Raw genomic sequence first — 19,611 nt, 5'->3', positions numbered from 1 at the left:
GTCGCTGTCTCAGCCAGGTCGGACTACTCGGGCTTGATCTCTTCCCACACCTCGTCGGCCTCGGCACGAGCCGCCTCCTTGGCAGCTTCCTTCTCACGCGCCTGGTCGCGCTTCTTGGCGTCCTGGGCGTACAGGTCGACGTACTCCTGCCCCGACAGCCGCATGATCTCGTACATGATCTCGTCGGTGATCGCGCGCAAGATGTAGCGGTCGTCCTCCATGCCCTCGTAGCGGCTGAAGTCGAGCGGCTTGCCGAACCGGACGCCGGGGCGGGCGAACTCGCCGAAGATCTTGCCGGGCGGCGCGACGACATCGGTGCCGATGACCGCCAACGGGATGACCGGCACCCCGGCCTCGAGCGCCAACCGGGCCACGCCGGTGCGTCCGCGGTACAGCAGGCCGTCGTGCGACCGGGTGCCCTCGGGGTAGATGCCGCAGACCTCGCCATCGGCGAGCAGTCGCAGCTGTGTCTTGATCGCACCAGCCGCAGCCGATCCGCTCGTGCGGTCGATCGGCACCTGACCTGCCCCGGAGAAGAACGTCTTCTGCAGCCAGCCCTTGATGCCGACGCCTTCGAAGTACTCGGCCTTCGCCACGAACGTGACCCGCCGCGGGATGACCAGCGGCATGAACAGCCAGTCGCTGTACGACAGGTGGTTGCTCGCGAGGATCGCGGCGCCTTCCTTGGGGACGTTCTCGGTGCCTTCGGCCCACGGTCGGAAGATCAGCTTCAGCAACGGACCCAGCGCGAGGAACTTCAAGAACCAATAGAACACGGACCGACACTACTCTGACCGGCGCACGTTTTGTACAACACTACGCACGAGGCTGCACATCGTGCCGCGCGATGATGGATGATGGCGGCATGACTTCCACCGTGATGCCGGGGGCTGAGCCCTTCGCCGCCCCTGGCGGACGTGTCGGCGTTCTGCTGAGCCACGGGTTCACCGGCTCGCCGGCCTCGATGACACCCTGGGCCAGGCACCTGGCCGACCAGGGCCATGCCGTCGCCGTGCCGCGACTGCCAGGCCACGGCACGACCTGGCAGGACATGAACCGCACCCGCTGGCACGACTGGTACGGAGAGCTCGACACCGCCTTGACGCAGCTGCGCGCCAGCTGCGATCACGTCGTGGTCGCCGGCCTCTCGATGGGCGGCTGCCTCGCCCTGCGTCTGGCCCAGCAACGCCCCGACGACGTCGACGCCCTCGTGCTGGTCAACCCTGCCGTCAACGTCAAGCGTCTCGACATCAAGCTCGTGCCCCTGCTGCAGTGGATCGTCCCGGCGATGCCCGGCATCGGCAACGACATCAAGAAGCCCGGCCAGGACGAGATCGGCTACGACAAGACCCCGTTGAAGGCGCTCGCGTCCCAGGTGACGATGTGGAAGGAGGTCCGGGCGGGGCTCGGCAAGGTCACCCAGCCGCTGCTGTTCTTCCGGTCGACCGACGACCACGTCGTCGACGAGACGTCTCAGGCGATCATCCTCGGCGGGGTCTCCTCGCAGGTCACCGAGCTCGTCGAGCCCACCGACAGCTTCCACGTCGCGACGCTCGACCACGACGCCGAGCTGATCTTCGAACGCACCGACGCGTTCATCGCCCAGCACGTGGGGTCCGCTCGTGGCTGAACGCGACGAGTTCGACAAGATCGTCGAGGGCCTCGACCTCGACCTGTCGTTTCCCGACGAGCCCGCCGACCCGGTCGTGCCCGACCCGGTCCCCCAGGCCGAGGTCGACGACCCGATCGAGGACGAGGAGCCGTTCTACCGTCGCGTCGACCCGACACCGCTGATCCCCCGTCGCCGGGGCATCCTGCTGGCCTGGGCCGGAGTCGTCGGCGCGCCGTTGTCGCTGGTGCTCGCGACGGTCGCGCACATCTACCTCGACCGTCCCGTCCTGGCCGCGGCCGCGCTCATCTTCGTGGCTTCGGCGACATACCTTTTTTTGCAGCTGCCCGAACACGGGCCCTCGCGGAGGGATTGGCCGGACGACGGCGCCGTGCTGTGAGTCGGGCCATGTCGGCAGCACCGATCAGACCGGCCTCGGGGCCCAGGTGCGCGCGGACGATGCGCGCCTCGGCGCGGTAGCCTCGCCCGGTCAACGTGCGTGAGAACGCCGCCCGTGCCGGACCGATCAGCAACTCGTTGGCGTCGCTGACGCCGCCACCGATCACGAACATCCCCGGATCGAGTGCCGCTGCCAGGTTGGCGATGCCGACACCCAGCCAGTCACCGACGTCGGCGATCCACTCGATGGGCTCGGCCAGACCGGCCTGAGCATGCTTGGTGACCAGGTGTCCCTCGATGCGCTCGACGACGCCATCGGCCTCGGCCAGCAATATCTTGCCGAACTCGGTTCCTTCGGTCGCGGCCGCGCGGGCACGACGGGTCAGCACCCGTCCGCTCGCGTACTGCTCCCAGCACCCGCTGTTGCCGCACTCGCACTGGTTGCCGTTCGGCACGACCTGCATGTGACCGAACTCGCCGGCGATGCCGAACTGTCCGCGGTAGGGCTGACCGTCGATCACGATCGCTCCGCCGATTCCGGTGCCCAGCGTGATCAGGACCAGATCGGCTTCGTTCTGGGCCGCTCCGAACCGCCACTCGGCCCAGCCTGCCGCATTCGCGTCGTTGTCGACCAGGACCGGCAGCCCGGTGCGCCGGGCCACCGAGTCGCGCAACGGCTCGTGCCGCCAGGCCAGGTGCGGGGCGAACAGGACGGTCGACTGCGTCGCGTCGACGAATCCGGCCGCGCCCACGCCGATCGCCCGGATGTGGTGCTCGCGGCGGAACTCCTCGGTGATGCTGGCGATCGCGTCGATGACCTCCAACGGGTCGGTCGTCGGCGTCTCCCGCTTGAGCCGGGCCAGGACGTGTCCGTCCTCGTCGACGACTCCTGCAGCGATCTTGGTGCCACCGATGTCGATTCCGACGGCTGAGCTGTCTGCCACTACAAAGGCTCCACTCTGGCGAGATCGGCGGCACCGATGATGCCGGCCGAGTTGCCGAGGGCGGCCAGTCGCACTGCCGCCGCCGGTCGATGGGATCGTGCAGGAACATGTGCCTCGTAGGCGGCGACGAGAGGCTCGAGCAGCAGATCGCCCGCCGCCGACACACCTCCGCCGATCGCGATGACGCTGGGATCGAGGATCGTGGCCAGCACCGCCGCACCCTCTCCGATCCAGCGGCCGAGCTCACCGAGCAGCTCGATCGCCAGCGGGTCGCCGTCCTTCGCGCAGCTGGGTCACCGCCGGGCCGGTGATCTGTTCGGGATCGCCAGCGGCGAGCGCCGCCAGCGCGGCGGCACCGGGATCTTCGCTCGCCAGCCGGGCGCGGGCCTCCCGCACGAGTGCGCTGCCGCTGCCGTACTGCTCGTAGCATCCGTGCTGGCCGCAGCCGCACAAGATGCCATCGGGCACGATCCGCATGTGACCGATCTCGGCGGCCACGCCGAAACCACCCCGGAACAGCTGGCCCTGGTGGACGATCCCGCCGCCGATGCCGGTGCCGACAGTGATCAGCAGCAGGTCGTCGGTGTCTTCGCCGGCGCCGAACCTGAACTCGCCCCACGCGGCGGCATTCGCGTCGTTCTCGACGACGACCGGTAGATCGACGAGCTCTCGCACGTGTGCGCCCAGCGGCTCACTGACCCAGTCGATGTTGGGTGCGAACCGTACCGTCGAGCGATCCTCGCCGACGAATCCCGCCGCGCCGATCCCGACTCCCACAGGCTCGTGATCACGGGCCAGCCGATCGACGAGGTCGGCGACGATCGCAGGAATCCGCGACGAGTCGTCGGGGGTCGGCTCGGCGTCGGAGGCCAGGATCTGGCCTGTCTCCGACACCAGTCCGGCAGCGATCTTGGTCCCGCCGATGTCGACGCCGATCGCAGGGCTCACTGATCCTCCTGGGGAGACAGGGCCACGTCGGCCAGATCACGCAAAGACTTGGCGAAGGCGGCGGCGGAGTGGGTCACCGCTGTCACGGCTTCGGGGTTCTGGCGCACGAAGCCGACGACCTGGCAGACCGGGCACCAGCCCGTGCTGCACACGTGCTCGGTCGATTCCGCAGAATCTCCGGACGTGACGGCACGAAACAGCCGAAAGGCCTCCTCGGCCATCGATCCGACAGCCTCGGAGTCGTCCGGTCGGCCAGCGCCGAAGTCTGCGGAGTCTGCGTCGGGTGGGGTCACAGACCCTCGACCCGCTTCTTCAACCCCTTGAGGGCGGCGTCGATGATGACCTTCTCGGCCTTGCGCTTCAACATCCCGAGCAACGGGATGGAGACGTCGACGGCCAGCTGGTACGTCACCCGCGTCTGCTCGGCGCCCAAGGGGTCGAGGACGTAGGCACCGTCGGTCGAGGTCAGCATCGCCCCCGGCTTGGCCAGGGTCCAGGAGACCGAGCGGTCGCCCTCCCAGGTGTAGCCGAGGACGTACTCGTCGCGGATCGGAGCTGCGTCGAGGACGAAGTGCACCTGCTCAGCGCGGCCGCCTGCACCGGGCACGAGGACATCGGCGACCTTGACCCCCGTCGCCCACACCGGATACGACTCGAAGTCGGCGATGACGTCCATGATCTGAGCGGCTGGGGCGTCAATGACGATGTCGCTGGTGGTACGCGCCATCACCCCTCCTTGTCCGGCCGACCGTGTTGCACCCATGCTAGTGGCTCTGCGGCCCTGAAGCCGCGCCGGGAGTCCGGCCCCTGACACGCTGACGGCCACATGGCCCACGGCAGCCGCGTGATAGTAGCCTCAGCATGTGACGCAGCCTCTTAGACAGATCTGGGAAACCTCAGCCTCGACGTCCTCGACCGCCTCGAAGCGCATGCCGATGACGTCGCCCTGGCCCGGATGCACGGCGAGTCGTGGGTCGACGTGACGCTTGGCGAGTTCCATGCCGATGTCATCTCCGTGGCCAAGGGCCTGATCGGTGCTGGTATCGCCGCCGGCGACCGGGTCGCCCTGCTGTCGAAGACCCGTTACGAGTGGACTGTCACCGACTACGCCATCTGGTGGGTCGGAGCCGTGACGGTCCCCATCTACGAGACGTCGTCGGCGTCCCAGATCGCCTGGATCCTGTCCGACTCCGGATCCGTCGTCGCCATCGTCGAGAACGACGGACATGCGGCCCGCGTGGCCGAGAAGCGTGCCGACTCCCCCGACCTGCGCGAGGTCTGGACGATCGACGGCGGAGGGCTCGACCAGATCCGTGCTCTGGGCGCCGATGTCACCGACGAGGCCGTCGAGGCCCGCCGTGCGGCTCTGACCAGCGAGACGCTCGCCACCTTGATCTACACGTCGGGCACCACAGGGCGTCCCAAGGGATGCATGCTGACCCACGGCAACTTCCGCTACGGCTCAGCAGCGCGCTGAACGAGCTGCCCGAGCTGTTTGCCTCCAAGGGCGCCTCGACCCTGCTGTTCCTGCCCCTCGCCCACGTCTTCGCCCGCATCATCCAGGTCGGCGCGATCCGCGGTGGTTCCAAGCTGGGGCACACCGCGGACGTCAAGGATCTCGTGACCCACCTCGGGACGTTCCAGCCGACCTTCGTCCTGGGCGTGCCGCGGGTCTTCGAGAAGGTGTTCAACACCGCGAGCGGCAAGGCGTACGCCGACGGCAAGGGCAAGATCTTCGACCGCGCCGCGCAGACCGCGATGGCCTACAGCCGCGCACTCGACACCGGCAAGCCCGGTCTCGCGCTACGCGCCAGGCACGCGCTGTTCGACAAGCCGTCTACGGCAAGCTGCGCGACGCACTGGGCGGCCACACCGAGTACGCGATCTCCGGAGGCGCGCCGCTGGGTGAACGTCTGGCGCACTTCTACCGTGGCATCGGCGTGACGATCATCGAAGGCTACGGACTCACCGAGACGACTGCCGCCCTGTGCGCCAATCGCCCCACCGACATCCGCATCGGCACAGTCGGCAAGCCGTTCGCCGGCACCGAGGTACGCGTCGGCGACGATGGTGAGCTCAGCTTCCGCGGACCTCAGGTCTTCACCGGCTACTGGCGCAACGAGGCCGCCACGGCTGAGGCGATCGACGCCGACGGCTGGTTCGCGACCGGCGACCTGGGCGAGATCGACGACGACGGCTACATCCGCATCACGGGTCGCAAGAAGGAGATCATCGTGACCGCGGGCGGCAAGAACGTCGCCCCCGCGATCCTCGAGGACCGGGTCCGTGCCAGCGCCTATGTCAGCCAGTGCCTCGTCGTCGGCGACGGCAAGCCGTTCATCGCCGCGCTCATCACGATCGACACCGAGACGTGGACCGGCAGCCTCGACGATCCCGATCTGCTGGTCGAGGTGCAGAAGGCCGTCGACGATGCCAACACGCAGGTCTCGAAGGCCGAGTCGATCCGCAAGTTCAAGATCCTCACCGAGGACTGGACCGAGGAGAACGGGTACCTGACGCCGTCGTTCAAGGTCAAGCGCACCGCGGTGCTGCGCGATCTTCACGACACGGTCGAGGCGCTCTTCGTCAGGTAGTCGCGCCACTGGGCGGTGGCTTGCTGCTCGGTCAGGTCGAACGTCTCGCGCAGAGCCGTGCGAATGTCGGTGCCCGACAGGACGGACTCGTAGAACGTCACGAGGTCTGACTCGGGGTGCTGCTCGGCGAGCATCCGAAAGATCAGCCAGGTCGACTCGTAGACCGCGCCGAGCCCCCGACCCGCCGCGTCGAAGTCGCTGGGGCGCGGCAGACGTATCGGAACCTGGCCGGCCGTGACCTCGGCGAGGATCTGGCCCGCGCTGACCGACAGCGGCGCGGTGTCGTCCCGCAGCGCCACGTAGTCGGCGAATCCCTCGACGACCCAGGTCTCAGAGCTCGTGCCGACCGCGGCGGTCAGCTGGTGGACGGCCTCGTGGCTCAGCACGACCTGGGCGGCCCGCTCGTCCATCGTGGCGAACACCTCGGGGTTCAGCACGATCACGGCGTCCTGGGCCGCAGCGTCGGCCACGTCGAGGCGGGTCGTGACGGCGGCGATCTGCTGCACCGCGTCGACCGGCTGGCCGATGGCCCACGCCATCTGCTGCGAGGTGCGAGCCGCCACCACGACGACGTCTGTGCGTGCTGACTTCGGCAGCACCCGGGCCACGGTCTTGTGGGCGCGCGCGGCGAGCTCACCGACCGGGTGATCTGCCCGTCCGCCGTCGATCGAGATCACGACCGCGCTGTCGACCTGCTCGACCGTGACGTCGCCGATCAACCAGATCGGCAGCAAGCCGGTGCGGGGAGCGGCGTCGACGATCGCGAACGTCCCGTCGCGATGCGGCACGACCCGGAACGCGACGGACGCCCGGTGCAGCGTGCCGGGGTACAGGCCGCTGGCAGCGCCCGGCCGCCAGCTCACCTCTGCAACGGCCTGAGCCGAGCCGTCGTCGCGATCGGCGACGTCGCCGCCGCTGATGTACCGCAGCTCGACGTCGCTCGCATCGAGAGCCGACAACGAGCTCCAGGCCGTCCGGGCGAAGGACCGGGCACGGCGGTCGTCACCGAACGCCTCGACGAATGACGCCTCGTCCTGGGCGGATGAGGCAGCCCGCAGCTGGGCGGTCAGCCGAGAGGAAGCGTCGGCCGGGATCACGACCCTGTCGGCCGGCTCTACCGGGCCGGGACCAGGGTCGCTGCCAGAGCACGACGCCAGCGGCCAGGAGCGCCAGCACCAGCAGCGCCACCACATTGGGCGACAGCCACGGACGGCGCTCCTCAGCCAAGCTGGGGTCAGCCGACCCGCGCAGCGACCGAGAAGCCGCTCAGGCTCGTGATCTCGACGCTCTTGCCAGGACGCGGCGCGTGGACGACCTTGCCGTTGCCCAGGTAGATGCCGATGTGCGACATGCTCGCGTACGCGACCAGGTCACCGGGCTGGAGCGCGCTGAACGGAACGCTCTTGCCGGCCGACATCTGCGGACCGACGACCCGCGGCAGGCTGACGCCGGCAGCCGCGTAAGCCTTCATGACGAGTCCGGAGCAGTCCCAGCTGTTGGGGCCGGTTCCGCCGTAGACGTAGGGATCGCCCAGCTGGGCCAGCGCGAAGTTGATCGCGGTCTTGGCCCGGCCCGATGCCTTCGGGTCGAAGTCGAGGTCGACGTCGCTGTCGTTGAACTTCTTCTGCTCGAGCGCATCCAGTCGCGCGAGCTGGGCCTTGGCGGCCTCGTACTTCTTGCGGATCTGCGCACGCTTGGCGTCGGCGTCCTGCTTCGCCTCGTCGAGCGCGTCCTTGCGGTCCTTGAGCTGCGCGCGGCGGTTCTTCAGCTCTTTGCTGGTCTCGCCGAACTCGGCAAGCGCATCGGCGCGGGTGCTGTTGAGCGCCTGGACGGCACCGAGGCCCTCGATGAACTCGTCGGGGTCGTTGCTGCCGAGCAGGCTGGCCGTCGTGCCGAGCGGCGCGTCGAGCTGCTGCTGGACGATCGCGTCGCCGAGCTGCTGCTTCTGCCGGTTGTACGACGCCATGTGCCGCTTGATGTCGACCGTCAGGTCGTCGATCTCGGACTGGGTCTTCTTGGCGTCGGAGCCGGCGCGTTGACCTGCTCGTTCATCGCCTCGACGTCATGGAAGGCGGCTTCGACGTCCTTGACGGTGACGGCAGGCTCTGCCTGGGCGGACGGGAACGCGAACATCGCGGCCGTGATGGACAAGGTTGCTACTGCGATCGCTCCGCGACGGGGCGACCAAGCACCTGGCATCTGCACGTAGTACTCCTACATCCTCGACGTCTACCGGGTAAGCTGACGGGTTCGGGCCTCGGATTGCCCTACGGCGAGCACTGGATCCTTCGAACGACAAGGACCGGCGCACACCGATTCACCCCACCTACGTGGTTCCCCGGTTCGTCCCAGACATCTTCCCCATGACTGCGGCGACTCGACGATGCGTCCGACACTGGCCTGGAGGGTCGGTGTTCACCGGACGCACAAGTCACCACTGTAGGTGCCTGCAGGGGCAGATCAACTTTGAACCGCCGCTTCACCCTGCCTGAATCTCAGGTCCGGCAACCGGGGTCACGAGACGCAGCGGCGGAGTGAGGCCGGCCTCGGACAGCACGTCGAGCGCGGCCATCTCTTCGGCGTCGATCTCGATACCGGCTGGCGGCGCACCGAGAAGGAAGGTGACGACGCAGTCACCGCACGCGCTGGCTGAGCGGACGAGGCAGCTGTCGCAGTCGACGACGACCGAGTCAGCGGGATGGGACTGATGCATGTGGCACCTCCTGTGAGGATGGCGATCCCGTCGATCGGGAACGTGTTTCACGCTAGGAGTCACCTCCGACAGAAACGCCGCAGAACTCAGGAAGCGGGTCGTCCCGGCGCGTCGACGAGCGGCCTTGTCGGTGCCGCCGCCTAGCCTGAGCGACGTGGAAGCAGTCCAAGGAACTTTCGACGAAGCTCGGCCGCCAGCTGGCCGACGTGACGTTCTGCGTCGTCGACCTCGAGACCACCGGTGGGTCGGCCGCCAAGGGCTCCAAGATCACCGAGTTCGGTGCGGTCAAGGTGCGTGGCGGCGTCGTGCTCGGCGAGTTCCAGTCGCTCGTCAACCCCGACGAGATCATCCCCGCCTACATCACGGTGCTGACCGGCATCACCGACCGGATGGTCGTCGACGCGCCGCGCATCGCCGAGGTGCTGCCGAGCTTCCTCGAGTTCGCCCGCGGCTCGGTCCTGGTAGCCCACAACGTGCCCTTCGACGTCGGCTTCCTCAAGCACGCGAGCCGAGAGCTGGGCATCCCGTGGCCGGGCTTCGAGACGCTCGACACCGCCGTCATCGCCCGGCGGGTCCTGAGCCGCGAAGAAGTGCCCAACTGCAAGCTTCTCGACCTTGGCCGCGGCGTTCTCGGCGACCACGACGCCCAACCACCGCGCGCTGTCCGACGCTCGCGCCACGGTCGACGTCCTGCACGGCCTCTTCGAGCGCCTCGGCCCATTGGGCGTCACGACGCTCGAAGAAGTCTCGAGCTACACGTCCAAGGTCAAGCCCGAGCAGCGCAAGAAGCGCCATCTCGCCGAGCACCTGCCCGAGAAGCCCGGGGTCTACCTGTTCCGCGACGCCAACGACGACATCCTCTACGTCGGCACCTCGCGCAACCTCCGCACCCGCACCCGCTCCTACTTCACCAAGGCCGAGACGCGCACCCGCATGGGCGAGATGATCATGCTCTCCCAGCGCATCGAGGGCATCGTCTGCGCGACGGCGCTCGAGGCGCAGGTGCGCGAGCTGCGACTCATCGGCAAGCATCGACCGCCGTACAACCGCCGGTCGCGCTTCCCCGAACGCCTCAGCTGGCTCGAGCCGACCCGAGAGCCGTGGCCCCGACTGTCGATCGTCCGCACCGTCCTCGACGACGAGGCCGACTACATCGGGCCGTTCCGCGGCCGCTCCGATGCCGAAGGGGCGCTGACCGCGCTGCACGACTCGTTCCGCATCCGGCAGTGCACGCCGCGTCTGGCCCAGAAGTCACGCAAGTCAGCGTGTGCGCTCGCCGAGATGGGCCACTGCCTGTCGCCGTGCGATGGCGCGGCAGATCCCGACGAGTACGCCGCCGAGGTGTCCCGGGTGCGCCGGGCCATGACCGGCGATCCGGCCGAGCCGTCTCCACGGTCCGTGCGCACATGCTCGACCTCGCCCGGTCCGAGCGGTTCGAGGACGCAGCGATGTGGCGCGACCGGTTGGCGTCCTTCCTGCGCGGTGTCGTGCGCACCCAGCAGCTGCGCCAGCGACCGAGCTGCCCGAGCTCGTGGCCGCCGCACCGCACCCTGACGGCTGGGAGATCCACGTCATCCGCCACGGACGCCTCGCTGCGGCCGGCATCCTGCCGCGTGGCACCCACCCCGCAGCCTGGGTCGACACCCTGACGGCTGCTGCCGAGACAGTGCCCGGCGGCTTCGGGCCGGCTCCTTCGGCGACGGTCGAGGAGACCGAGACTGTCCGGCGCTGGCTCGACTCCGGCGCGGTCCGCATGGTGCGCGGCGCGTGGCACACGCCGCTGGCCAGCGCGGCCCGGCACCTGCAGCCCTTCGAGCAGGCCAGCTCGTCCTGGCAGCAGCTCCAGCAGCCGGGCTGATCGGGTTCGCGCCGCTAAGGTGGGCACATGATCACCGCCATCGTCTTCATCCAGGCCGAGGTCGCGCAGCTGTCCGACATCGCCGAGCAGATCGCCGACATCGAAGGTGTCAGCGAGGTCTACTCGGTCACCGGCGAGCTCGACCTGATCGCCATGGTCCGGGTCCGCGACATCGACGACGTCGCCAAGGTCGTCGCCGATCAGCTCGAACAAGGTAGAAGGCGTGGTAACAACGCAAACCCAAATCGCGTACCGGGCCTACAGCCACCACGACCTCGAAGACGCCTTCAGCATCGGCCTCTAACCCCCTCTGCCCCCCGCTGAGGAGGTCCTTGTCGCCCCTTGAGGAGGCACTTGCTGCCCTGACCTCCGGGCAACAACCACCTCGTCGGAGGGCGATAACTACCTCGTCAGCGGGGGGCGAGGGATTGGGTGGCCGACGCCCACTTGTCGAGCGTCGCGGCGGCGGCGCCGGAGTCGATCGACTCCCGGGCGCGCTCGATTCCGGCAGCCAGCCGCTCGTACAACGTCCCGGGTTCAGCGGCGTGGGCAGCGATCGCGGCACCCGCGTTGAGCAGCACCGCATCGCGCACCGCCGACACCTCGCCGCCGACGATGCGCCGGAACACATCGGCGTTGTAGGTCGGATCACCGCCGAGCAACGCATCGGCCGACGACAACGTGAAGCCGAGCTCGCGCGGGTCGAGCAACCCTTCGGTCACCGAGCCACCCGAGACCTCCCAGACGCGCGTCGTGGTGGTCGTCGTGATCTCGTCGAGGCCGTCGTCACCGCGGAACACGAAAGCGTCCGCGCCGCGAGCGGCAAAGACCCGGCCATCAGCGGGGCCATCTGCACATCGGCACAGCCGATCGCCGAAGCACCGGGCAGCGCCGGGTTGACCAGAGGGCCCAGGAAGTTGAACGTCGTGGGGATGCCGGCTCACGGCGCACCGGCCCCGTGTGCCGGAACGACGGGTGGAAGACCGGTGCGAAGCAGAACGTGATGCCGGCCCGGTCGAACACCCTCGACGATCTGGTCGGCGGCCACGTCGAGCCGCACCCCCAGCACCTCGAAGACATCGGCCGTGCCACTGGCGCTCGACGCCGCCCGGTTGCCGTGCTTGACGACACCGATACCGGCGCCGGCCGTCACGACCGCCGACATGCTGGAGATGTTGACGGTCTTGGCCATGTCTCCGCCGGTGCCGACGATGTCGACGACCCGGCCGGGCACCGACAGCTTCGTGGCGTGCTGCAGCATCGAGTCGACCAGACCCTGCAGCTTGGCCAGCGTCTCGCCCTTGCTGCGCAACGCCGTCGCGAAGCCCGCGATCTGGGCCGCCGTGGCGTTGCCCGACAAGATCTCGTCCATCGCCCACGACGTCGACGAGGCGTCGAGATCGGATCGGGCCACCAGCCCTGTCAGGACCTGAGGCCAGGAGTGCGTCACCTGATCGCCGCTCAACTGGGCTGCAGGACACACCACGCGCGAGGTCGATGACGACCTCCGCGAGGCGAATGGGCTCGATCGGGTGCGTCAGCGCCGCTTCGGCACGCGACCACGTGGCGAGCCACGCATCCTGCGGCGTCCGGTCAGCACCAGCACCGGAGGTGCCTGGAAGATCTCGTCCTTGATCTGGCGCGCGATCCCGAGCCCGCCCGCGGGCACAGCCTCGCCGTCGAGGATCACGACATCGATGCCGCCCGCGTCGAGATGCTGGAACACGACCGGCTCGGTCGCGCACTCGACATATTCGAAGGCAGGCAGATCGGGGTGAGGACGGGCGCCGAGCGCCGACAACACCGCAGCGCGGACACTAAGATCATCGCTGTAGACCAGGACACGCAGGGGCTTGTGCTCGCTCACAAGGTGATCGTACATAATGAACCCGTGGCGACTACATCTGTGATTCCTGCTTCCCGACTTCACGGCCAGGAAGGCCGTCCCTCGATGGTGACGGTCGGGACCATCGTTTGGCTCGCGAGCGAGCCATGTTCTTCGCGGCGTTGTTCGCCGCCTACTTCACGATCCGGAACATTTCTCCGGGAGCTTGTGGGCGCAGGAGACCGAGAAGCTCAACATCCCGTTCGCCACCGCCAACACCACGATCCTCGTGCTGTCGTCGGTCACCTGCCAGTTCGGCGTCTTCGCCGCTGAGCGGGCAAGCCCGGCCGCACCGGCCGCGTCTGGCAGTTCAGCCAGTGGGGCATGCGCGAGTGGTTCATCCTGACCTACATCATGGGCGCGATCTTCATCGGCGGCCAGGCGCTGGAGTACGCCGAGCGTGCACGAGAACGTCACGATCGCCGGCTCCCCCTACGGCAGCCTCTTCTACCTCGCCACCGGCTTCCACGGAATCCACGTCATCGGTGGTCTGCTGGCCTTCCTCCTCGTGATCGGCCGTACGTTCGCCGCCCGAAAGTTCACCCACGAGCAAGCCATCTCGGCCATCGTCGTGTCGTACTACTGGCACTTCGTCGACATCGTGTGGGTCGGCCTGTTCGCCACGGTCTACCTCATCCGTTAAGGCTTGCCTCAGTTCAGCTCTCCAGTGTGCCGAAAGGTACGCTCGCACTACTTTCAGGAATGGAGTTCTCGGTGCGGAAATTGTCCACCAGACGCCGGCATCCACTAGCTGGCTTCGTCGTCCTCTTTCTGGGGCTCGTCGTTGCCGGAGGGCTGTATGCGGCATTCGCGCCGAAGCCGGCCACGGCCGCCGAAGCCACTGCCAATGATGTCGAGGCCGGCCGTGGCTCGTCCCTCGTCGGCTGCGCCAGCTGCCACGGCGTCAACGCCACCGGCATCGAAACTCGAAAAGGGCGGCAACTACGGTCCCAGCCTGATCGGTGTCGGAGCTGCGGCCGTCGACTTCCAGGTCGGCACCGGTCGTATGCCCATGGCACAGACCGCGCCCCAGGCACCGTCCAAGACCCCCGAGTACGACGAGGAAGAAACTCGTCAGCCGCGGCCTTCGTCGCCTCGTTGGCACCCGGCCCGGCCATCCCGGGCGAGGAGTACACCAACATCGAGGACGCCACGATCGAAGACATCCGTGAGGGCGGCGAGCTGTTCCGCTCCAACTGCACGGCATGTCACAACTCGGTTGGCGCCGGCGGAGCCATGCCCGGCGGCAAGTACGCACCGTCGTTGAAGGGCGTCAGCGCCCAGCACATCGCGGGCGCCATGATCACCGGTCCCCAGCAGATGCCCGTCTTCTCCGACGACGTCATCACGCCTGAGGACAAGCGCAACATCATCGCCTACATCAAGCGCGTGCAGGACGAGCCCAACTGGGGCGGAATCGGTGGCGGTGGCCACGGCCCCGTCGTCGACGGCATGTTCATCTGGATCATCGGCATCGGTGGACTGGTCATCGCCTCCATCTGGATCGGCGCACACGGAGCAAGGGTGAAGAAGCGATGAGCGACGAGTTGGAGCCGGTGGCCGAGACCGAGCCGATCAGGGATCCGGGTCTTCCCGAGCACCAGTACCGCCCGCAGGACGTCGACGAGTCGGCGGCACGCCGCACCGAGCGTCACATCTCCGGCATGTTCGTCGCGGCCACGCTGCTCGCGGTCGGCTTCTGCGTCGCCTACTTCACGATCGACAAGGACCAGACCTTCCTCGGCTGGTCTGCGCAGAACTTCACGTTCGGCGCGACCCTCGGTGGCGCCATGATGCTGATCGGCATCGGCATCATCCAGTGGGCCAAGAAGCTCATGAGCGATCACGAGATGGTCGAGATGCGCCACCCGTCGGCGTCCTCTCCCGAAGATCGCGCCGCAGTGCTCAAGGACATCAGCGACGGCGCTGCCGAAGCTGGCATCGGACGTCGTCCGATGATCCGCAACACGCTGCTGGGCGCCGTGGGTGCCCTCGGCCTGCCCGCCATCGTGCTGCTGCGCGATCTCGGTCCGCTTCCGCACAGCCAGCGCGAGACCGTCTGGGCCAAGGGCATGCGCCTGGTCAACGACGTCACCGGAACCCCGATCAAGCCGTCCGACCTCCAGGTCGGCCAGCTGGTCAACGGCCAGCCCGCGATCGTCTACGAAGTGGATGAAGACGGACACCGCGTGCTGCACGGCACCCCGCTGCTGCAGGCCAAGTCGAAGGCCTCGATCATCGTGGTGCGCATGCGCCCCGAAGACATCACGCCGTCGAAGGGCCGCGAGAACTGGGGCATCGACGGAATCTTGTGCTACTCCAAGATCTGCACGCACGTCGGTTGCCCGATCAGCCTGTGGGAGCAGCAGACCCATCACCTGCTGTGCCCCTGCCACCAGTCGACCTTCGACCTCGGTGACAACGGCAAGGTCGTCTTCGGTCCCGCTGCTCGCCCGCTCCCCCAGCTTCCTCTGGGAGTCGATGACGAGGGATACCTGATCGCGATGAGCGATTTCCCCGAGATCGTCGCTCCGAGCTACCCAGAACTGGCCCGTGACCAGAAGAAGTTGGATGATAAGTCATGAGCACGACTGAGCAGAGCGCTCCGCAGAAGCCGGAGAGCACCCCTATCCAGGACACTCCGTTCGGCAAGAAGGCCGCCGGACCTGTGGGCTGGCTCGACGATCGCCTCGGCCTGGCCGGCGTCGCCAAGAAGAATCTCCGCAAGGTCTTTCCTGAGCACTGGTCCTTCATGCTGGGCGAGATTGCCCTCTGGAGCTTCGTCGTCCTGTTGCTGACCGGCGTCTTCCTGACGTTCTGGTACCAGCCCAGCATGGTCGAGGTCCCGTACCACGGCTCCTACACCCCGTTCCAGGGCTTGGAGATGTCGGCGGCCTACAAGTCGACGCTCGACATCTCGTTCGACATCCGCGGTGGTCTGCTCATGCGGCAGATCCACCACTGGGCCGCAGCGCTGTTCGTCGCCGCCATGATCGTGCACATGCTGCGCGTCATGTTCACCGGCGCCTACCGCAAGCCGCGCGAGATCAACTGGCTGATCGGTCTGACCCTGCTGCTGCTCGGTCTGGTCGAAGGCTTCGCCGGCTACTCGCTGCCCGATGACCTGCTGTCCGGCACGGGCCTGCGCTTCGTCGACGGACTGATCCGCTCGATCCCGATCGTCGGTTCGTACGCCGAGTTCTTCATCTTCGGTGGCGAGTTCCCCGGCGACGTCATCATCCCGCGCCTCTACATGGCTCACATCTTGTTGATCCCGGCGCTGCTGCTCGGTCTGATCGGCGCTCACATGCTGCTGCTGATCTACCACAAGCACACGCAGTGGCCCGGCGCCGGTCGTACCGAGAAGAACGTCGTCGGCTACCCGATGCTCCCGGTCTACGCGGCCAAGGCCGGTGGATTCTTCTTCATCGTGTTCGGCTTCCTGGCGATCATCGGTGCCGTCATCCAGATCAACCCGATCTGGGCCTACGGTCCGTACAACCCCTCCGAGGTCACGGCCGGTTCGCAGCCCGACTGGTACATGGGCTTCGTCGAGGGCGCGGTGCGCATCATGCCGCCGTTCGAGACTGACATCTTCGGCTGGACGTTCAGCTGGAGCGTGTTCCTGCCCGGCATGATCCTGCCTGGTCTGTTCCTGACGGCCGGCATGTTCTGGCCGTTCATCGAGCAGTGGATCACCGGCGACAAGCGTGATCACCACCTGCTCGAGCGTCCGCGCAACGCGCCGTTCCGCACCGGTTTCATCGTCGCGGGCATGTCGGCCTACGGCGTCCTGTGGATCGCTGGCGGCAACGACATCATCGCGACGCAGTACCGCCTGAGCCTCAACACGATCACGTGGTTCTGCCGAGTCGGCCTGTTCGTCGTGCCGGTCCTGGCGTTCATGATCACCAAGCGGATCTGCATCGGACTGCAGCGCGCAGATGCCAACCGCATCCTGCACGGCTACGAGACAGGTGTCATCGAGCGTTCGCCCGATGGCGGTTTCTCCGAGCGGCACGCCCCGCTGCCGGTCAGCAACCAGTACTCGCTGACGGCTCACGAGCGCCTGCCGGTGCTCGAGGCTCCGGCCGAGACCGACGCCAACGGCGTGGCTGCACCTCACGGCCGCATGGCCAAGGTGCGCGCCAAGCCCCGCACGCTGTACTACGACGGAGCTCTCGACAAGCCCACCGTCGATGACGTGCACCACGCTGAGGAGCACCTGGCTGGCCATGACGGTCACCCGGTCGAGCTCGGCGAGGACTTCCAGGGAGTCTCCGAGACCGGAGTCCCGAAGGTCCACTGATACATCCGTCGAAGCCCCCGTCAGCAGCAGCTGGCGGGGGCTTCGTGCACAGTTGTCACAAGAGACGAGAAGACGTGTCCCCCACCCCCATCGCCGTGCACGAGCGGGAGATCACCGCGCCGGTGTCGCTGACCCTGCCGGACGGCCGCCTCAACCCAGCAGCTGTGGGGTGGACCAGGACCCCGCTGATCACGACCGACGGCGTGGGAGCAGGCCGCCGAGGCAAGGGCCGCAACAAGCGCTGGGAGTACTGGGCCGTCACGACACCGACGCACGTCGTGGCGCTGGTCGTGTCCAGCCTCGACTATGCAGCCGTGCACAGCATCTGGCTGCTCGACCGGACGACGGGCGAGACGATCGCACATGACGCGATCGGTCTGCTCGGCGGCAGTGCGAGCCTGCCCGGCACGCTCGGAGCGGGCCCGGTCCGCTCGCGCACCAAGCAGGTGACGGTCGACATCGATGAGGTCGACGGGGAACTCGGCTGCGCGCACACGGCTCGCGGGTCCGGATCGACATCGTGGCCCACCGGCCAGCGAGGCATGAGTGCCTGGGTGTCGTGGTGCCCTGGACCGACCGGCTGTTCCAGTACACCGTCAAGGACGTCGCCAGACCCGCAACGGGCACGATCTGGATCGATGGCGTGGCCGTCGAGGTGAGGGAGGGTGACTCGTGGGCCACTCTCGACCACGGGCGAGGACGCTGGCCGTACTCGGTCTGTTGGAACTGGGGTGCCGGATCCGGCCGCGTGGGTGACCGGGTCATCGGCATCCAGGTCGGCGGCCAGTGGACCGATGGCACCGGTTCGGTGGAGAACTCGCTTCTGGTCGACGGGCACCTGACCAAGATCAGCGAGGAGCTCGTCTGGGACTACTCCCCCTGACGACTGGATGGCGCCGTGGCGGGTCACGGGGTCAACGGTGGAGCTCACGTTCACGCCCTTCCACCTCAAGGCGTCCACGGTCGATTTCGTGGTCTTCGCCTCCAAGACGCACCAGTGCTTCGGCACGTGGGCCGGCCGAGTACAGGACGACGAAGGCCACTGGGTCGAGCTCGCCGACGTCACTGGCTGGGCCGAGGACGTCCACAACCGGTGGTGACGGGCCTGGGGCCCGCTCAGGACGTCTGCAGGGCTGAGCCGGCCACCCAGTCACGCCACGAGACATTCCAGTCGGTCCAGCCGTTGCGATCTTCGAGCGTGCGGGGACTGTTGACGTACTTGATCACGTCACCGCGACGTGAGCGGTCGTAGAGCCACTTGGCGTCGGCGGTGCTCATGCCGGTGCAGCCGTGGCTCACATTGGCGACGCCCTGCGAGCCGACCGACCAGGGTGCTGCGTGCAGGAACTCCCCCGAGTTGGTGACCCGCATCGCCCACCGGACGTCGGCGATGTTGTAGTAGCCGGGATCTTCTGAGTCGACTCCGGTGGTCGCGGCATCCATGTCGATCGACGAGAACTTCTCCATGATGACCTTGATGCCCTCGCGGGTGCGGTGGCCGTCGTCCCCGGTCGTGACGGGGATGCGGCGGATCGTCTTGCCGTCGACGGTGTACCGCAGTCGGTGCTTGGCGACGTCGACGACGGTCACGGCCTTCCTGCCGACCTTGAAGCTGACGTCTTGGTCCTGCTGGCCGTAGACGCCGCCGCCGGCCGGGAGGCTGTTGAGGCGTAGCCGCACGTTGACCTTGGTGTTCGCCGGCCAGTACTGCTTGGGGCGGTAGTGCGCCTCGCTGTCGCTCAACCACGTCCACGAGCCCTCGACGTCCTTGTCGGTCGTGACGGCCATGTGTCGCTCGTACAGCGCGCGATTCTTGACCGGTAGGTCGAACCGCACGATGACCGGCATGCCGACCCCGACCGTCTCTCCGGCCAATGGAGCGACAGACGGGTAGGTCTGCTGGTCGAGCGTCAGCTGCTGGGTCGTGAAGGACCGGGTCACCGTGTCGTCCTTGCCGTCGTCACCGGTTCCGGTCACCTTCAGCTTGTACGACGTGCCGGGCTCGAGTCGCTCGCGCGCCGTCCAGCCGTGGTCGTCGATCCGACTGGCGATGCTGGTCGCGCCATCAGCGGTCTGCAGGCTCCCCGAAGTCACCTTGCCGTCCTCGGCAATCACCTTGACCCGGGTGCTGACCGCGATGTCGGTCTCTCCGGGCTGCACATTGGGCGTCAGCGCAATCGGCTCGTCGGCCGACTCAGGAGCGCCGGCATCCTTGGTGGCTCCGGCTGTGCAGGCCGACGCCGCCAGCAGACCACAGACGGCCCATCCTGCCCATACTGACCGGCCCAGAAACTGACGATTCCCCATCTCCACAGTCTAGGTGGGGATGGGGAATCATCGAAAATCGTTGCC

At 67.6% G+C, this 19,611-nt stretch carries 27 protein-coding genes, 3 pseudogenes and 1 riboswitch; of the genes and pseudogenes, 16 read left to right on the top strand and 14 right to left on the bottom strand.

Annotated elements, in window-relative coordinates; translation table 11 throughout:
- Positions 1-23 precede the first annotated feature (23 nt).
- Complete coding sequence (locus ACHMWU_RS03100; RefSeq protein ID WP_396041611.1) at positions 24-776, bottom strand: lysophospholipid acyltransferase family protein; 753 nt, start codon at positions 774-776, stop codon at positions 24-26.
- A gap of 89 nt (positions 777-865) precedes the next feature.
- Here ACHMWU_RS03100 and ACHMWU_RS03095 point away from each other — a divergent pair, with 89 nt between their 5' ends.
- Both ACHMWU_RS03095 and ACHMWU_RS03090 read left to right on the top strand, forming a co-directional pair.
- Positions 866-1,630, top strand: coding sequence for an alpha/beta hydrolase (locus ACHMWU_RS03095; protein WP_396041610.1), 765 nt, complete (start codon positions 866-868; stop codon positions 1,628-1,630).
- A complete protein-coding gene (locus tag ACHMWU_RS03090; protein WP_396041609.1) occupies positions 1,623-2,009 on the top strand; it encodes a hypothetical protein in 387 nt (128 codons plus the stop codon). The genes ACHMWU_RS03095 and ACHMWU_RS03090 overlap by 8 nt, the downstream gene beginning before the upstream one ends.
- On the opposite strand, the gene ACHMWU_RS03085 is transcribed toward ACHMWU_RS03090, so the two are convergent.
- From ACHMWU_RS03085 to ACHMWU_RS03065, 5 genes are all read right to left on the bottom strand, one after another.
- Complete coding sequence (locus ACHMWU_RS03085) at positions 1,915-2,952, bottom strand: ROK family glucokinase (protein WP_396041608.1); 1,038 nt, start codon at positions 2,950-2,952, stop codon at positions 1,915-1,917. The genes ACHMWU_RS03090 and ACHMWU_RS03085 overlap by 95 nt on opposite strands.
- Positions 2,952-3,182, bottom strand: a complete 231-nt coding sequence (locus ACHMWU_RS03080) for an ROK family protein (protein ID WP_396041841.1) — start codon at positions 3,180-3,182, stop codon at positions 2,952-2,954. Before ACHMWU_RS03080 ends, ACHMWU_RS03085 begins: the two co-directional genes overlap by 1 nt.
- A 13-nt stretch (positions 3,183-3,195) precedes the next feature.
- The gene (locus tag ACHMWU_RS03075; protein ID WP_396041607.1) at positions 3,196-3,900 is read right to left on the bottom strand and encodes an ROK family protein; all 705 of its coding nucleotides are present in this window, start codon (positions 3,898-3,900) and stop codon (positions 3,196-3,198) included.
- Positions 3,897-4,121: a hypothetical protein gene (locus ACHMWU_RS03070; RefSeq protein WP_396041606.1), complete on the bottom strand. Its 225-nt coding sequence runs from the start codon at positions 4,119-4,121 to the stop codon at positions 3,897-3,899. Before ACHMWU_RS03070 ends, ACHMWU_RS03075 begins: the two co-directional genes overlap by 4 nt.
- A 68-nt stretch (positions 4,122-4,189) precedes the next feature.
- Positions 4,190-4,627, bottom strand: a complete 438-nt coding sequence (locus ACHMWU_RS03065; RefSeq protein ID WP_396041605.1) for an SRPBCC family protein — start codon at positions 4,625-4,627, stop codon at positions 4,190-4,192.
- A 252-nt stretch (positions 4,628-4,879) separates the two neighbouring features.
- Between ACHMWU_RS03065 and ACHMWU_RS03060 the strand changes: the two genes are divergently transcribed.
- The 3 genes from ACHMWU_RS03060 to ACHMWU_RS03050 are packed head-to-tail and all read left to right on the top strand — an operon-like array spanning position 4,880 to position 6,494.
- Positions 4,880-5,377 carry an AMP-binding protein gene (locus ACHMWU_RS03060; RefSeq protein ID WP_396041604.1) on the top strand — a complete coding sequence of 166 codons (498 nt, stop codon included), beginning with the start codon at positions 4,880-4,882 and terminating at the stop codon, positions 5,375-5,377.
- Positions 5,329-5,844 (top strand): hypothetical protein, encoded by a 516-nt coding sequence (locus ACHMWU_RS03055; RefSeq protein WP_396041603.1) that lies wholly within the window; start codon positions 5,329-5,331, stop codon positions 5,842-5,844. The genes ACHMWU_RS03060 and ACHMWU_RS03055 overlap by 49 nt, the downstream gene beginning before the upstream one ends.
- Entirely contained in the window at positions 5,748-6,494 is a 747-nt protein-coding gene (locus ACHMWU_RS03050) for an AMP-dependent synthetase/ligase (protein WP_396041840.1), read from the top strand. Before ACHMWU_RS03055 ends, ACHMWU_RS03050 begins: the two co-directional genes overlap by 97 nt.
- Here ACHMWU_RS03050 and ACHMWU_RS03045 read toward each other — a convergent pair.
- From ACHMWU_RS03045 to ACHMWU_RS03030, 4 genes are all read right to left on the bottom strand, one after another.
- Positions 6,461-7,591, bottom strand: a complete 1,131-nt coding sequence (locus ACHMWU_RS03045; RefSeq protein WP_396041602.1) for a hypothetical protein — start codon at positions 7,589-7,591, stop codon at positions 6,461-6,463. The genes ACHMWU_RS03050 and ACHMWU_RS03045 overlap by 34 nt on opposite strands.
- Positions 7,592-7,728: 137 nt before the next feature.
- Complete coding sequence (locus ACHMWU_RS03040; RefSeq protein ID WP_396041601.1) at positions 7,729-8,460, bottom strand: NlpC/P60 family protein; 732 nt, start codon at positions 8,458-8,460, stop codon at positions 7,729-7,731.
- Positions 8,461-8,480: 20 nt separating this feature from the next.
- Complete coding sequence (locus ACHMWU_RS03035) at positions 8,481-8,645, bottom strand: hypothetical protein (protein WP_396041600.1); 165 nt, start codon at positions 8,643-8,645, stop codon at positions 8,481-8,483.
- Positions 8,646-8,706: 61 nt separating this feature from the next.
- A riboswitch (cyclic di-AMP (ydaO/yuaA leader) is annotated at positions 8,707-8,887 on the bottom strand.
- Positions 8,888-8,973: 86 nt separating this feature from the next.
- The gene (locus ACHMWU_RS03030) at positions 8,974-9,207 is read right to left on the bottom strand and encodes a hypothetical protein (RefSeq protein WP_396041599.1); all 234 of its coding nucleotides are present in this window, start codon (positions 9,205-9,207) and stop codon (positions 8,974-8,976) included.
- Positions 9,208-9,413: 206 nt separating this feature from the next.
- Here ACHMWU_RS03030 and ACHMWU_RS03025 point away from each other — a divergent pair.
- The 4 genes and pseudogenes from ACHMWU_RS03025 to ACHMWU_RS03010 all read left to right on the top strand — a co-directional run.
- Positions 9,414-9,737: pseudogene (locus ACHMWU_RS03025) on the top strand (exonuclease domain-containing protein); the annotation flags it as partial.
- Between the two features lie 85 nt (positions 9,738-9,822).
- Positions 9,823-10,761: a GIY-YIG nuclease family protein gene (locus tag ACHMWU_RS03020; RefSeq protein ID WP_396041598.1), complete on the top strand. Its 939-nt coding sequence runs from the start codon at positions 9,823-9,825 to the stop codon at positions 10,759-10,761.
- A complete protein-coding gene (locus ACHMWU_RS03015) occupies positions 10,739-11,065 on the top strand; it encodes a hypothetical protein (protein WP_396041597.1) in 327 nt (108 codons plus the stop codon). The genes ACHMWU_RS03020 and ACHMWU_RS03015 overlap by 23 nt, the downstream gene beginning before the upstream one ends.
- A gap of 27 nt (positions 11,066-11,092) precedes the next feature.
- A complete protein-coding gene (locus ACHMWU_RS03010) occupies positions 11,093-11,389 on the top strand; it encodes an Lrp/AsnC family transcriptional regulator (RefSeq protein ID WP_396041596.1) in 297 nt (98 codons plus the stop codon).
- Between the two features lie 86 nt (positions 11,390-11,475).
- On the opposite strand, the gene ACHMWU_RS03005 is transcribed toward ACHMWU_RS03010, so the two are convergent.
- The 3 genes from ACHMWU_RS03005 to ACHMWU_RS02995 form a co-directional block, all read right to left on the bottom strand.
- Complete coding sequence (locus tag ACHMWU_RS03005; RefSeq protein WP_396041595.1) at positions 11,476-11,865, bottom strand: hypothetical protein; 390 nt, start codon at positions 11,863-11,865, stop codon at positions 11,476-11,478.
- Positions 11,866-12,005: 140 nt separating this feature from the next.
- Entirely contained in the window at positions 12,006-12,479 is a 474-nt protein-coding gene (locus ACHMWU_RS03000; RefSeq protein WP_396041594.1) for a hypothetical protein, read from the bottom strand.
- A 123-nt stretch (positions 12,480-12,602) separates the two neighbouring features.
- Complete coding sequence (locus tag ACHMWU_RS02995) at positions 12,603-12,932, bottom strand: hypothetical protein (RefSeq protein WP_396041593.1); 330 nt, start codon at positions 12,930-12,932, stop codon at positions 12,603-12,605.
- 84 nt (positions 12,933-13,016) lie between these two features.
- Between ACHMWU_RS02995 and ACHMWU_RS02990 the strand changes: the two are divergent.
- The 7 genes and pseudogenes from ACHMWU_RS02990 to ACHMWU_RS02960 all read left to right on the top strand — a co-directional run bounded on the left by ACHMWU_RS02990 (position 13,017) and on the right by ACHMWU_RS02960 (position 18,359).
- Positions 13,017-13,593: pseudogene (locus tag ACHMWU_RS02990) on the top strand (heme-copper oxidase subunit III).
- Between the two features lie 71 nt (positions 13,594-13,664).
- A pseudogene (locus ACHMWU_RS02985) lies at positions 13,665-14,489 on the top strand (c-type cytochrome).
- Positions 14,486-15,535 carry a Rieske 2Fe-2S domain-containing protein gene (locus ACHMWU_RS02980; RefSeq protein WP_396041592.1) on the top strand — a complete coding sequence of 350 codons (1,050 nt, stop codon included), beginning with the start codon at positions 14,486-14,488 and terminating at the stop codon, positions 15,533-15,535. The pseudogene ACHMWU_RS02985 and the gene ACHMWU_RS02980 overlap by 4 nt, the downstream one beginning before the upstream one ends.
- Positions 15,532-17,259, top strand: a complete 1,728-nt coding sequence (locus ACHMWU_RS02975) for a cytochrome bc complex cytochrome b subunit (protein WP_396041591.1) — start codon at positions 15,532-15,534, stop codon at positions 17,257-17,259. Before ACHMWU_RS02980 ends, ACHMWU_RS02975 begins: the two co-directional genes overlap by 4 nt.
- Positions 17,260-17,333: 74 nt before the next feature.
- Positions 17,334-17,918: a DUF2804 family protein gene (locus tag ACHMWU_RS02970; RefSeq protein ID WP_396041590.1), complete on the top strand. Its 585-nt coding sequence runs from the start codon at positions 17,334-17,336 to the stop codon at positions 17,916-17,918.
- Positions 17,810-18,142, top strand: a complete 333-nt coding sequence (locus ACHMWU_RS02965; RefSeq protein ID WP_396041839.1) for a DUF2804 family protein — start codon at positions 17,810-17,812, stop codon at positions 18,140-18,142. The genes ACHMWU_RS02970 and ACHMWU_RS02965 overlap by 109 nt, the downstream gene beginning before the upstream one ends.
- Positions 18,143-18,149: 7 nt before the next feature.
- Positions 18,150-18,359 (top strand): DUF2804 domain-containing protein, encoded by a 210-nt coding sequence (locus tag ACHMWU_RS02960; protein WP_396041589.1) that lies wholly within the window; start codon positions 18,150-18,152, stop codon positions 18,357-18,359.
- A 16-nt stretch (positions 18,360-18,375) separates the two neighbouring features.
- On the opposite strand, the gene ACHMWU_RS02955 is transcribed toward ACHMWU_RS02960, so the two are convergent.
- Complete coding sequence (locus ACHMWU_RS02955; RefSeq protein ID WP_396041588.1) at positions 18,376-19,566, bottom strand: Ig-like domain-containing protein; 1,191 nt, start codon at positions 19,564-19,566, stop codon at positions 18,376-18,378.
- Positions 19,567-19,611 lie beyond the last annotated feature (45 nt).

This window comes from Aeromicrobium sp. UC242_57 (genome assembly GCF_044452305.1).
Lineage (GTDB): Bacteria > Actinomycetota > Actinomycetes > Propionibacteriales > Nocardioidaceae > Aeromicrobium.
This window is presented reverse-complemented; position numbering and strand designations above follow the sequence as displayed.